General features: G+C 74.9%; 10 protein-coding genes and 2 pseudogenes. 9 read left to right on the forward strand and 3 right to left on the reverse strand.

The annotated features are described in order from the left end of the window. Window positions 1-29 precede the first annotated feature (29 nt). The 3 genes and pseudogenes from ABZ370_RS01430 to ABZ370_RS01440 form a co-directional block, all read left to right on the forward strand. Window positions 30-443, forward strand: a pseudogene (locus ABZ370_RS01430) (CHAD domain-containing protein); the annotation flags it as partial. A gap of 873 nt (window positions 444-1,316) precedes the next feature. Then, window positions 1,317-1,979: pseudogene (locus tag ABZ370_RS01435) on the forward strand (CHAD domain-containing protein); the annotation flags it as partial. Between the two features lie 52 nt (window positions 1,980-2,031). Continuing rightward, a complete protein-coding gene (locus ABZ370_RS01440) occupies window positions 2,032-2,496 on the forward strand; it encodes an NUDIX hydrolase (protein WP_358614932.1) in 465 nt (154 codons plus the stop codon). A gap of 12 nt (window positions 2,497-2,508) precedes the next feature. On the opposite strand, the gene ABZ370_RS01445 is transcribed toward ABZ370_RS01440, so the two are convergent. Continuing rightward, complete coding sequence (locus ABZ370_RS01445) at window positions 2,509-3,537, reverse strand: aldo/keto reductase (RefSeq protein WP_358614934.1); 1,029 nt, start codon at window positions 3,535-3,537, stop codon at window positions 2,509-2,511. A gap of 139 nt (window positions 3,538-3,676) precedes the next feature. On the opposite strand from ABZ370_RS01445, the gene ABZ370_RS01450 reads away from it, so the two are divergent. Continuing rightward, the gene (locus tag ABZ370_RS01450) at window positions 3,677-4,600 is read left to right on the forward strand and encodes a helix-turn-helix transcriptional regulator (protein ID WP_358614936.1); all 924 of its coding nucleotides are present in this window, start codon (window positions 3,677-3,679) and stop codon (window positions 4,598-4,600) included. A 56-nt stretch (window positions 4,601-4,656) separates the two neighbouring features. Here the strand turns inward: ABZ370_RS01450 and ABZ370_RS01455 are convergent, their stop codons facing one another. After that, window positions 4,657-6,126: an APC family permease gene (locus ABZ370_RS01455; RefSeq protein WP_358614938.1), complete on the reverse strand. Its 1,470-nt coding sequence runs from the start codon at window positions 6,124-6,126 to the stop codon at window positions 4,657-4,659. 82 nt (window positions 6,127-6,208) lie between these two features. On the opposite strand from ABZ370_RS01455, the gene ABZ370_RS01460 reads away from it, so the two are divergent. After that, on the forward strand, window positions 6,209-7,441 hold the full coding sequence (locus tag ABZ370_RS01460; protein ID WP_358614940.1) for an ROK family protein: 1,233 nt from the start codon (window positions 6,209-6,211) through the stop codon (window positions 7,439-7,441). A 13-nt stretch (window positions 7,442-7,454) separates the two neighbouring features. On the opposite strand, the gene ABZ370_RS01465 is transcribed toward ABZ370_RS01460, so the two are convergent. Continuing rightward, a complete protein-coding gene (locus tag ABZ370_RS01465; protein WP_358614942.1) occupies window positions 7,455-8,267 on the reverse strand; it encodes a class I SAM-dependent methyltransferase in 813 nt (270 codons plus the stop codon). 207 nt (window positions 8,268-8,474) lie between these two features. On the opposite strand from ABZ370_RS01465, the gene mshA reads away from it, so the two are divergent. Genes mshA through ABZ370_RS01485 form a run of 4 tightly spaced genes read left to right on the forward strand, consistent with a single transcriptional unit; the run spans window position 8,475 to window position 12,767 of the window. Continuing rightward, window positions 8,475-9,836 (forward strand): D-inositol-3-phosphate glycosyltransferase, encoded by a 1,362-nt coding sequence (gene mshA, locus ABZ370_RS01470; RefSeq protein WP_358614944.1) that lies wholly within the window; start codon window positions 8,475-8,477, stop codon window positions 9,834-9,836. 53 nt (window positions 9,837-9,889) lie between these two features. Beyond that, window positions 9,890-10,399 carry a YbjN domain-containing protein gene (locus ABZ370_RS01475; protein WP_358614946.1) on the forward strand — a complete coding sequence of 170 codons (510 nt, stop codon included), beginning with the start codon at window positions 9,890-9,892 and terminating at the stop codon, window positions 10,397-10,399. Further along, entirely contained in the window at window positions 10,396-11,058 is a 663-nt protein-coding gene (locus ABZ370_RS01480) for an ABC transporter ATP-binding protein (protein ID WP_358614948.1), read from the forward strand. Before ABZ370_RS01475 ends, ABZ370_RS01480 begins: the two co-directional genes overlap by 4 nt. Continuing rightward, window positions 11,055-12,767: a DUF6297 family protein gene (locus tag ABZ370_RS01485; RefSeq protein ID WP_358614950.1), complete on the forward strand. Its 1,713-nt coding sequence runs from the start codon at window positions 11,055-11,057 to the stop codon at window positions 12,765-12,767. The genes ABZ370_RS01480 and ABZ370_RS01485 overlap by 4 nt, the downstream gene beginning before the upstream one ends. Window positions 12,768-12,865: the final 98 nt, after the last annotated feature.

Genomic DNA, 12,865 nt, shown 5'->3' on the forward strand with positions numbered 1-12,865 from the left:
CGGCAACCGTGGGTCCCGGGGGGTACGACATGACGAAGCATGCGGCACGCGGCGCGGCCGCGACGGACCGGCTGCCGGAGGCGCCCGCGGCGCCCGCCGAGCCCGCCGCCACTGCGGGCGATGTGCTGTCGGCGTATCTGCACACCCAGGCGGCGGATTTCCTGCGCAGTCTGCGGCTGCACGGCGAGAGCGGCGCCGACGTCGAGGAGGCGGCCGAGGCCGCCCGCCTGCTGCGCCGCGCCGCGCGCCGGATCAGCGGTGCGCTCGCCGTCTACCGCCCGATCACCGACACCGCCTGGTCCGACCAGTTGCGCGCCGAGCTGGCGTGGCTGTCGGGCACGCTGGCGCTGGAGCACGCGTACGCCGGGCGGCTGGCCCGGCTGCGCGACGCCCTGCACCGGCTCTCGGGCGCGGGGGGACCGCCGGACCGGACGCCGCCGGGGGACGCGGCTGCCGGGGAACCGGCACCCACCAGCGTGGACTCGGAGGCTGTGGGGGCCTCCGGGTCCACCACCATCGCGGCTCGCGCCGCGCGCGGCGGGGTCACGGCCGGGATCGACGGCCCGGCGGGCGCCGCCCCCCGCTCCTCCCGCACCGCCCGCCGCAGCGTCTCCCTGGCCACCGGAGCCCCGGACCCGTCACCACGCACCGGCCGGGGCGGCCCGGGCCCGGACGAGGCGCCGAGCGGCCGCCCTGACCGCACACCCGACGCGGAGGCGCCCCGCCGCCCGTACGAGCAAGGGAGCGACGCCCCAGGGGCGGAGCCCCCGGGCACCGCCGCCGCGACCGGAATAGGGCGAGCTGTCCTGCCCCCGGGAGCACCCGGGCAGCCGGACCGCGTGACCGCCGGGGCGCGGACCGCGCAGGGCGCGGGGCCTGCCGAGGGCGCGGAGCTTACTGGGAACGCGGGGCCTGCCAGCGGCGCGGAGTCTGCCGGGCACGCGGGGTCTGCGGGGAACGCGGAGTTTGCTGGCGGCTCGGGGTCTGTCGGTGGCGCAGGATCTGCCGGGAACGCGGAATCTGCGGGGAATGTGTGGCCTGCCGGTGGCGCGGAGGTTGCCGGGGACGCGGCACCTGCCGCTGGCGCGGGGTCTGGCGGTGGCGCGCAGTCTGTCGGGAACGCGGAGCTTGGCGGTGGGGGCGTGTCCCAGGCGGGGCGGGCCGTCCGGCGTGGTGTCGCGGCGGCCGACGGGCGTACCGGTGCCGAGGGGGAGCGCCTGACCGCTCCCCGGCGGCCCCGGGCCGGGGGCGCCGGGGAGGACCGTGCGGCGGGGCACGCGCGGGCTGCGGACGCGGAGGAGGCTCGGGGCGGGGCGCTGACCGTGGGTGCCGCCCGCGCCGGGGCGCTGCTGGAACGTCAGCTCACCCTGGCCAAGACCCGGGCGCACACCGCCGCGCTCCAGACGCTCGGCTCGTCCCGCTTCCACGCGGTCGCCGACACCGTCGCGTTCCTCGCCTCCGAGGTGCCGCTCGACGAGGCGAACGCGGGGCGGCCCGCCGAGCAGGTGCTGCCGCCGCTCGCCGAGCTGGCGAACCGGCGGCTGCTGGAGGCGGTGGACGCGCTTCCGCTGGGCCGTTCGGGGCACCCGTACAACGCGGAGGCGCTGGTCCACGGGCTCGCCGCGACGCCCGCCGCCGACTCGCCGCCCGCCAGCGACCGGCAGGACGCGCCGTGGCATCAGGTGCGGCGGCTGGTGCGGATGCGGCGTTACGCGCTGGAAGTGCTGGGAGAGATGCCGGCGGCGGACGCGGAGCCGTCCACGGCCACGCGGCTGCTGGCCGCCGGGCAGGCGCTGGAGCGGCACCGCGACGCCGCCGAGGCGGCCGCAGCCGCGGCGACGGCAGCCCGTACGCCGCGGATCGCCCCGGCGACGGCGTACGCGCTGGGCGTGCTGCACGCGGACCAGCGGCACGAGGTGGAGGCGGCCCGGTTCGCGTTCGGCCGGATATGGCGGCGGGTCGTGGGCCAGGCGTCCTGACGGACGCACATCGACGCACATCGACGGACACCAGGGGAGGCGAGACGGCCGGATGAGCCAGGGTGACGCGCGACCGGGTGAGTCCCGGGACGACGTGACGACCGTACTGGCGGCGGGCTGCGTGCTCTGGCGGCACGGCGCGCGGAACGGCGCGCGGCACGGCGGGCTGGAGATCGCCCTCGTCCACCGGCCCCGGTACGACGACTGGTCGCACCCCAAGGGCAAGCTGAAGCGCGGCGAGGACGCGCTGCACTGCGCGGTGCGCGAGGTGGTGGAGGAGACCGGGATGGGCTGCACGCCCGGCGCGGAGCTGCCCACCCAGCGCTACGTCGCCAGGGGCCGCCCGAAGGAGGTCCGCTACTGGGCCGCCGAGGCGGTCCCCGACGAGATGTTCGTGCCGAACCGGGAGGTCGACCGGCTGCTCTGGCTCCCCCCGGCCGCGGCCCGCAGCCGCCTCTCCTACGACCACGACCGCACGCTCGTGGACGCGCTGCTCACCACCCTGGACACGCCCTGAGCGCCCCCGGGCTCAGCGCCGCCGCAGCGTCTTGTCGGCGAGCGACGGCGGCAGGTAGTAGCTGTCCGCCCGGTTGAGGTCGGTGCCCGGCGGGACGATTTCGTCGATCCGGTCCAGTACGTCCGCGCTCAGCTCCACCTCGGACCCGGCGAGCAGGTCGTCCAGCTGCTCCATCGTGCGCGGCCCGATGATCACCGACGTGATGGCCGGGTGGGCCCGTACGAATGCGATGGCCAGGTGCGGCAGCGAGAGCCCGGCGTCGGACGCCAGCTTGCTCAGCTCACCGACGGCTTCGAGCTTTCGGGCGTTCTCCGGCCGCGACGGGTCGAACTTGAACTGCTCCAGCGCCGCCCGGCCGCCACCCGCCAGATCGATGTCGGACGCCTTCGTATAGCGGCCCGAGAGCCAGCCCGCCGAGAGCGGGCCCCAGCTCAGCACGCCCATCCCGTACTTCCGCGCGGTCGGCAGCACCGCCGCCTCCGCGCTCCGCGCCAGGATCGAGTACGGCGGCTGCTCGGTGCGGAACCGGACGTGGCCGCGCCGCTCCGACGTCCACTGGGCCTCGACGATCTGCTCCGCCGGGAAGGTGGACGAGCCGACGGCCAGCACCTTGCCCGCCCGGACCAGGTCGGACAGGACGGAAAGGGTCTCGTCGATATCGGTCGTCGGGTCGGGGCGGTGGATCTGGTAGAGGTCGATGTAGTCCGTGCCGAGGCGGCGCAGGCTGTTCTCGATCTCGCGGGTGATCCAGCGGCGCGAGTTGCCGCTGTGGTTGTCGTCGTCGCCCATGGAGCCATGGGCCTTGGTCGCCAGGACGACGTCCTCGCGGCGGCCCTTGAGGGCCTTGCCGACGATCTCCTCCGACTCGCCCGCCGAATAGATGTCGGCGGTGTCGACGAAGTTGATGCCCGCGTCGAGGGCGCGGTGGATGATCCGTACCGAGTCGTCGTGGTCCCGGTTGGCCATGGCGCCGAACATCATCGCGCCCAGGGCGTATTCGCTGACCGAGATGCCGGTGCCACCGAGAATCCTGCGTTTCATGGGGTTTGCCTCCCGCTCGGTGCTCCTGCGGTCGGGAGCAACTGGATACAGCCTCCGGTCGTGACGAGTACCGGACCAGGCCCGGCCCAACCTGGGTCTGCCGGAACCACCCGGCGCGGGCCCCCGGGATAATGGACCGATGGGCCATTCCGAAGCGGAGATCAAGGATTTTCTCAAGGCGCACCGCGCCGCGCTCGACCCGGCCGAGGTGGGGCTGCCGGAGGGCGTCGTCCGGCGCCGGGTGCGGGGGCTGCGCCGCGAGGAGGTCGCGCAGCGCGCCGGGATCAGCGTCGACTACTACACCCGCATCGAACAGGGCCGCGCCCCGGCCGTCTCGGACTCCGTCGTGGACGGCCTGGCGCGGGCGCTGCGGCTGACCCCGTCCGAGCACACGTATCTGCGCAACATCACCCTGCCGCGGCGGCACGGCCGCGTGGACACGGGCCCGCGCCCGCGCGTGCGGCCGGAGATCCTGCGGCTGCTGGAGGCGATGGACGACGGCAGGGTTCCGGCCTTCGTCTTCGGCCCGGGCATGGACGTCCTGGCCTGGAACCGGCTCGGCGGCCGCATCGGCCTCGACTTCGGCGAGATGGCGGAGGACGAGCGCAACGGCGCCTTGCTGATCTTCTTCGACCCCCGGGCGCGGGAGCTGCATCCGAACTGGTCCGAGGTCGCCGACGACACGGTGGCCAGTCTGCGCGCGGAGATCGGGCGGACCCCGGGCAACGCGCGGCTGTGCCGGGTCATCCATGAGCTACGGGAGCGGAGTGAGGAGTTCCGTCAGCGCTGGGAGGCGCAGGCGGTGCAGGAGCGGATGCGCGGTACGAAGCGGTACCAGCATCCGGAGGTGGGCGAGCTGGTGGTGATGTACGAGGCGCTGGTGCTGCCCGCGGACCCGGGGCAGACGCTGTGCACGTACACGGTGGAGAAGGGGTCCGCGTCGGAGAAGGCGCTGCGGGCCCTGGCGGAGGGCCTGGCGGCGGAGGCGGGTGTGGCGACGGGCGTGGCGGCGGAGGCGGGTGTGGCGACGGGCGTGGAGGCGGAGGCGGTCGCGCGAGCCTGAGCCCCGCGCCCCGGCCCGGCCCCCGCGCCCCCGACCCGAGCCTCGCGCCCCCGCCGTCACACCGTGGCCGTGCCGCCCCGCGCGTCCGACGCGTCGGGGTCGTCCCCCGCCGCAGATCCCACGTATTCCTCGCTGATCTCCTTCGGCCCGAACGGCCACACCTTCTCCGCCCGTGCCCACAGCACGAACGCCACGCACCCCGCCGCGACCCACGCGAGGGACCACTCGATGGGGTGGCGCCCGGGGGAGTTCTTGTCCGCGTAGCCGTAGATCACCAGCCAGCCCACCAGCGCCACCACGCTCGGCAGCGGATAGAGCCACATCCGGTACGGCCGCCGCAGCGTCGGCTGGCGGCGGCGCAGCACGGTGAGGGCGAGGACCTGGGCCAGCGCCTGCACGATCACCATGACCGTCGTCAGCAGCTGGATGAGCGTGGCCAGGTCGGTGTGGCGGCCGATGAGGAATCCGGCCGCCGTCACCACGCCCATTGTCGCCAGACCCAGCACCGGGAAGTGGTGCCGGGGGTGGAGCGTGCCGTACGGGCGGAAGAAGACGCGCTCGCGGGCCGCGTCGTACGGCACCCGCGAACCGCCCAGCAGCCCGGTGAAGACGGACGCGAAGGCGGTGATGAGGATGAGGACGGTGACGACGTCCGCCGCGGTCTTCCCCCAGGTCTCCTCCAGCACCGCGGAGGCGACGGACTGGGACGCCACCGAGTCCGGGTCGAGCATCCGGTGCCAGTCGACGACGCCGAGCGTGCCGATCTGGAGCAGCAGGTAGATGCCCATGATGCCGAGGATGGAGGCGACGATCGCGCGCGGCAGGGTGCGGCCGGGGTCCTTGATCTCGGCGCCCATGTACGCGGCCGTGTTGTAGCCGAGGTAGTCGTAGATGCCGATGGTCAGCCCGGCCGCGAAGCCGGTCCAGAAGTGGTCGCTGCCCAGGTCGAAGGCGTGCGCGGGGTACGTGAACGCCTGTCCCGGGTCGAAGTGGCTGAACGCGGCGGCGATCACCAGCACCACGGAGGCGATCATCACGCACCACATCACGGCCGTGATCCTGGCGATGTGCTCGACCCCGCGCCACAGCAGCGCGATGACGAGCGCGATCACGGCGAGTCCGACCAGATCGCCCTGCGTCTGCGTCATGCCGTGCCACAGATAGCCCAGGTACTGCACGAGGCCGACCACGCCCGTGGACATGATCAGCGGGATGAACAGCATCGCCGTCCAGACGAAGAGGAACGGCATGAGCTTGCCGCTGCGGTACTGGAACGCCTGGCGCAGATAGGCGTAACTGCCCCCGGCCCCGGGCAGCGAGGCGCCCAGCTCGGCCCAGATCAGCCCGTCGGCGAGGGCGAGCACGGCGCCCGCCACGAAGCCGATGACGGCCTGCGGTCCGCCGAAGGCGGCGACCATGAGCGGGATGGTGACGAACGGCCCGATGCCGCACATCTGGCTCATGTTGATGGCGGTGGCCTGGAAGAGGCCGATGCGGCGGACGAATCCGCCCTCGGTGCCTGACATGCCCACCTCCGTAGGATGGATTAAGTTAAGGAGCCTTACTTGATGCCGTCAAGGGTTCGGGAAGCACCGGAGGGGGCCCGCGATGACCGATGCGACCGGTGACGACGCCCGTACGACAGACCACGCCCGTACGGCGGACGACGCCCGCCCCTGGAACCGGCGGCGGCTGCGCAGCAACAACGAACGCCTGCTCCTCGCCCGCCTCCGCGCCGAAGGCCCCGCCTCCCGCGCCCAGCTCGCCCGTGACACGGGCCTGTCCAAACCGACCGTCTCCACCGCGCTCGCCGCCCTGGAGGAGGCGGGGCTCGTCCGGGAGGCGGGGCGGCAGGCGCCGCCGGAGCGGGGACGGGTCGCGGTGCTGTACGAACCGGACCCGACCGCCGGGTACGTCCTCGGCCTCGACATCGGCCGCTCCTGGCTGCGGGTGGCCGCCGCCGACCTGGACGGGACCGTCGTCGCCCGGTCCGACGTCCGCAACCGCGGCCGCAGCGCCGCCGCCATGGCCGACCTCACCGTCGCCGCCGCCCGCCAGGTCGTCGCGGACGCCGGGGTGGACCCGGCGCTGGTCGTGCACACGGTCGTCGGCGCGCCCGGCGTGTACGACCCGGAGCGGCGGCGGGTGCGCTACGCGGTGAACCTCCCCGGCTGGGGGCGCGCGGGCCTGCTGGACCGGATGCGCGAGGAACTGGGCACCCCGCTGTCCGTCCACAACGACGCCAACCTGGCCGCGCTCGGCGAGTACGCCTTCGGCGCGGGCCGGGGCAGCAGGCTCTTCGTCTCCATCATGGTCGGCACGGGCCTGGGCATGGGCGTCGTCGCCGACGGCCGCCTCTTCACCGGCGCGCACGGCGCGGCGGGGGAGATCGGCTTCCTGCCGACGCTGCCGAACGGCGGGCGGGACCTGAACGGCGGGCGGGACCTGGAGGACGCGGTGGCGGGCGGCGCGGTCGTCCGCACCGCGCGCGAACTGGGCATGGCCCACCCCGGTTCAGCCAAGGACGTCTTCGACGCGGCACGCGAAGGCGTCGCACCGGCGGTGGCGGCGGTACGGCAGGAGGCGGAGCGGCTGGCCCATGTGATCGCCGCCGTCGCCGCCGTCCTCGACCCGGACCTGGTCGTCCTGGGCGGCGGCCTCGGCGGCGGGGCGGACCTCCTGCTGCCCCCGGTGACCGCGACCCTCCACCGCATCGGCCCCCTGCGCCCGAGAGTCCGCGCCAGCACCCTCGGCGAGGACGCGGTCCTGCTGGGCGCGGTGGCGACGGCGACGGAAGAAGCCCGCGAACGAGTCTTCACCCGCACCCGCGAAACGGACTGACGCGGAGAACCGGTCAGGTACCGCGCGGGGCCACTGCCTCCCAGCGCACGGTGATTTCGCCCTGGCGCCAGCGGCGGGGGCCGTCGGTCAGGGGCCAGCCCGTGGCGCGGAGCGCCTGGGCGCTGCGTATCCAGCGTTGGCGGGCGCTCAGTGGCGCGTAGGGGGCGGCCGCGGCCCAGGCGCGGTCGAAGTCGCGGAGGAAGGTGTGCACCGGTTCGCCCGGCACGTTGCGGTGGATGAGCGCCTTCGGGAGGCGTTCGGCCAGGTCGGAGGGGCGGTCCAGGGAACCGAGCCGGGCGGCGAAGGTCACCGTGCGCGGGCCTGCCGGGCCGAGCGCGACCCAGACGTGCCGTCGCCCGATCTCGTCACAGGTCCCCTCCACCAGCACGCCGCCGGGCGCCAGCCGTGCGCACAGCCGTCGCCATACGCCGGCGACCTCGTCCTCGTCGTACTGCCGCAGCACATTGGCCGCGCGTATGAGCACGGGCCGCGCCCCGCCCGGCAGCGGCACCTCGAAGCCGCCGTGCGCGAAGGTGAGCCCGTCCCGTTCGTAGGGCCGGGCGGCGGCGACCCGTGCCGGGTCGATCTCCACCCCGACCACCAGGGCGCCTGGGCGCACGGTCCGCAGCCGGTCGAGCAGTTCCACGGCGGTCCAGGGGGCGGCCCCGTAGCCGAGGTCGACGGCCACCGCCGGCTCGGCGCGGCGCAGCGTGGGGCCGTGGACGGCGGCGATCCACCGGTCCATGCGCCGCAGCCGGTTGGGGTTGGTGGTCCCGCGTGTGGCCGATCCGATGGGGCGGATCGACGGAGGCACGCGGGCATACATGGCCAGCAGCCTATGCGGTGCGTGGGTGCGCTCTGACCGCGCGTGGCCAAGGGCTGCCACGAGGCCTGCCACGAGGCCTGCTACGGGTCCCGCCACGAGCCCCGTACAAGTCCGAACGTCACGCTTTGGCAAAACGGAAATGGAATGAAAGGTTCAGATGTTGACGGCTGACAGGGGAAGCTCGCCCCGAGAAGGAGGTATCGCGCGGTGAGCCAGCACGTGTCACGGCTCGGCGGCCTGCGTGGCCGGTCCCATACGCCCTTCGGCGGCCCGCCCCATCAGCGCCTTCGGCGCATTCCACGGCGTCCGCGCCGGATCGCGATGCTCAGCGTGCACACCTCGCCGCTGCATCAGCCGGGCACCGGCGACGCGGGCGGGATGAACGTGTACATCGTCGAACTGGCCCGCCGCCTCGCCGCCATCGACATCGAGGTGGAGATCTTCACGCGGGCCACCACCGGCACGCTCCCCCCGGCCGTCGAGCTGACGCCGGGCGTCCTCGTACGGCATGTGGACGCGGGCCCGTACGAGGGGCTGGCCAAGGAGGAGCTGCCCGCGCAGCTGTGCGCGTTCACGCACGGGGTGATGCAGGCCTGGGCCGGGCACCGGCCCGGCTATTACGACCTCGTCCACTCCCACTACTGGCTCTCCGGCCACGTCGGCTGGCTGGCCGCCGAGCGGTGGGGGGTGCCGCTGGTGCACGCCATGCACACCATGGCCAAGGTCAAGAACGCCGCCCTCGCCACCGGCGACACCCCCGAACCGGCCGCCCGCGTCATCGGCGAGCAGCAGATCGTCAGCGCCGCCGACCGGCTGATCGCGAACACCGCCGAGGAGGCGGAGGAGCTGGTCCGCCACTACGAGGCGGACCGCGACCTGACCGCCGTGGTCCACCCCGGGGTGAACCTGGACCGGTTCCGCCCCGCCGACGGCCGCGCCGCCGCCCGGGCCCGGCTCGGGCTGCCGCCCCACGCGCTGATACCCCTCTTCGCGGGCCGCATACAGCCGCTGAAGGCCCCGGACATCCTGCTGCACGCGGTCGCCCACCTCCTGGAGGAGCAGCCGTCGCTGCGCGAGCGGATCGTCGTCCCCGTGGTGGGCGGGCCGAGCGGCACCGGCCTCGCGAAGCCCGAGCGGCTGCACAAGCTCGCCGCGCGCCTGGGGATCGGCGATGTCGTCCGCTTCCAGCCGCCGGTCGCGCAGGACCAGCTGGCGGACTGGTACCGGGCGGCCTCGGTGCTGGTGATGCCGTCGTACAGCGAGTCGTTCGGCCTGGTGGCGGTCGAGGCCCAGGCCTGCGGCACCCCGGTGGTCGCGGCCTCGGTGGGCGGCCTCCCGGTGGCGGTACGGGACGGCGTCAGCGGCACCCTCGTCGACGGCCACAACCCCGCCGACTACGCCCGCGCCCTGCGCCCCTTCGCGGACGACCCGGGGCGGGCGACCCGGATGGGCGCGGCCGCCGCCCACCACGCCCAGTCCTTCGGCTGGGACACGGCCGCGGCGGCGACGGCGGAGGTCTACGCCGACGCGATGCGCGAGCGGCGCATCGTGCGATCCGCCCATGGCTGACGCCGTGGTCTACCCCGACGCGATGCGTGAGCGTCGTCACCTACGATCGGCAGATGGCTGACACCACCCCCCGGGCCGACTCCCACGCCGTCATCGAGCAAACGCTGAACGACGCCGAGCTGGAGTGGGAGAGCCCGGAGGACGGCACGTACGTCGTCAAGCTCCCCGGGACCCGCAAGCTGTCGACGACCTGCTCCCTGCGGGTCGGTCGGCACTCGCTCTCGATCAACGCCTTCGTCGTCCGCCACCCGGACGAGAACCACGAGGCCGTGCACCGCTGGCTGCTGGAGCGCAACATCCGCCTGTACGGGGTGAGTTACGCCATCGACCGGCTCGGTGACATCTACCTGGTGGGCCGTCTTCCGCTCGCCTCCGTCACCCCGGAGGAGCTGGACCGTCTGCTGGGCACGGTGCTGGAGAACGCGGACGGCAGCTTCAACACCCTGCTGGAGATGGGCTTCGCGACCGCCATCCGCAAGGAGTACGCCTGGCGCACCTCGCGCGGCGAATCCACCCGCAACCTCGACGCGTTCACCCATCTGACCCGCGACGCCGCCGAATGACGGCGCCCCTGCTCCGGCTCGACCGTGTCAGCCGCTCCTACGGCGACCGCGAGGTGCTGCGCGCGGTCACGCTGGACGTCGCGCCGGGCGAGTGCGTGGCGCTCACCGGGGACAACGGCTCGGGCAAGTCGACCCTGCTGAGGCTGGCCTCGGGACGGGAACGGCCGACATCGGGGAGGGCGCTGTTCGAGGGTGCGCCGATCGACGAGAACGACCCCGTCACCCGCGCCCGCGTCGCCACGGTGATGGACCCCGGCGCCCACTACCCCGACCTGACCGTGCGCGAGCACCTCATGCTGGTGGCGCTGGCCCATGGGCTCGGCGACGCGGCGGAGTCGGCGGTCGAGGCGGTGCTGGAGGAGCACCATCTGGCCGGTCACGACCGTGTGCTGCCCACGGCGCTGTCGTCGGGGCAGACCCAGTCGCTGCTGCTGGCCGCCGCCTTTGTACGCCCGCACGACCTGCTCGTCCTGGACGAGCCCGAGCAGCGCCTCGACGGCGGGGCGCGGCGCGAGCTGGCGCACCGGCTGGCCGCCCACCGGGACCGCGGCACCGCGATCCTGCTGGCCACCCACCATGACGTGCTGGCCGCGGTCGCCGACCGGGTGCTCACGCTCGACGGCGGGATACCGGTGGCGGCGGAGGACGGCCGGTGGTGACCGCCGGACGCGAGGTCGAGGACGGGGCCGGGGTCGGTGCTGGGGTCGATAACGGGGCCGGGCCGGGGGACGGCACTGCCGAGGCGCTGGCCTATCTGGGCGTCCTGCGGCGTGACGTCCGGCGGGAGAAGCGCAAGAGCGGCGCGCTCACGCTCTACGCCGTCGCGCTGGTCGGGCTGGCCTGGGGCGTACCGCTGCTCATCTCGGCCGCCAAGGCCGGACGCGCCGACGGGCCCCGCGGCCCGCTGGCCGCGCACGTCCTGACCAGCCTGCCGCTGACCGTGCCGACGCTGGTGGCGCTGGCCGTGCTGCTGATGGCGCGCGGCGCGGTGTGGCGCGGACCGGTCCTCCTCGACCTGCCGACCGTCTCGTGGCTGCTGCCCGCACCGCTGTCCCGCGCGCCCTTGCTGCTGCCCCGGCTGATGACGTCCGCGCTGGTGGCGGGGGTGGTCGGGGCGGTCACCGGCGGTGTGCTCGGCTTCCTGGTGTACGCCTCGGGCGCCGCGTCCTGGCCCACGGTGACCGCGGCCGGGGCGTGGGCGGGGGCGGCGGCCGCGCTCATCGGCACCGCGGCGGGCGCCGTCGTGGAGCGCCGCGACCGGCTGATGGCCCGGCACGGCGCCCGGCTCTTCGGCGCGGCCGGGCTCGTGGTCGCCGTACCGGCCGTCACCGCGGCGGTGTCGGTGGCCCGCGGCGGGCATCCGGCGTGGCTCGGGACGGCGTTCCTGTGGTCGGGCCCCTGGGGCTGGGCCGCGCAGCCGCTGGTCGCGGCCGCCGGTTCACCGGCGCCCGGGGCCGGTGGTGCACCCGCGCCCGGCTGGGCGGTGGGCGCCGCGCTGTCGGCCGTCTTCGTCCTCGCCGCGCTGCTGGTCGCCCGCCGGGAGGCGGTCGGCATCTCCCAGGCGGCCCTGCGGCTGCGGGCGACGGTGGCCTCCCAGCTCGGCGCGTCCCTGTTCACGCTGGACCTGAGGCAGGCGAAGGCGGGCCTTCCTGCCTTGCGGGAACGCGGTTCGCGGCCCGCCGTGCGGCTGCCGATGCCACGTCACCGCCATCTCGTCATGCCGTGGCGCGATCTGACGGGGCTGCTGCGCACCCCCGGGCGGCTGGGCTGGGCGGTCGCGTGGACCGCCGTCGCCGTGGGGCTGACCGTCCTCGCCCCCACGCTGCGCGAACGGGCCCATGCCGTGGCCGCAGTCGGGGCCCTGGTGGCCGGTTACCTCGGCGCGGCCCAGCTCACCGAACCGGCCCGCCGGGAGAGCGACGACGTGCGCCGCTCGGCGCAGCTGCCCTACCCGCCGCGCACTCTCGCCCTGTGGCACGCGCTCGTGCCCGGCGTCCTGCTGGTGGCGGGTACGGCCGTGGGCGGCGTGGCCGCCGAGCTGGGCGGCCGGGGGCGTCCCGGGCTCGTGGTGCTCGTCGCCTGCGCCCCGGCGCTGGTGGCGGCGGCGCTGGTCAGCTCGTACCGGGGCGCCGTCCCGCCGCACATCCTGCTCGGCGCCGAGACCCCGGCGGGCAACACGGGCGCGGTGCAGGCCGCCGCCTGGTACCTGCGCGGGCCGCTCGCCGCCCTGGTGCTGACGGCCCCGGCGCTGGTGTCGGCCACCCGGAGCGGCGCCCTCCACGCGGGGCAGCTCGGCTGGCCGCTGCTGGTCGGCGCGGCGGGTCTGTGGTGGGCGGGGCGGACGGCCCACGGGCTGTACGCGCGCTGAGAACCGGCGGTCGACTCCTTCCGGACCCCTTCCGGACCGCTTCCGGACCCCTTTCGCGTCCGCCGCACCCATGGCATGCTCACGCCGTCGCTCATCTG

It is taken from the genome of Streptomyces sp. NPDC005962 (genome assembly GCF_040629205.1).
GTDB lineage: Bacteria > Actinomycetota > Actinomycetes > Streptomycetales > Streptomycetaceae > Streptomyces.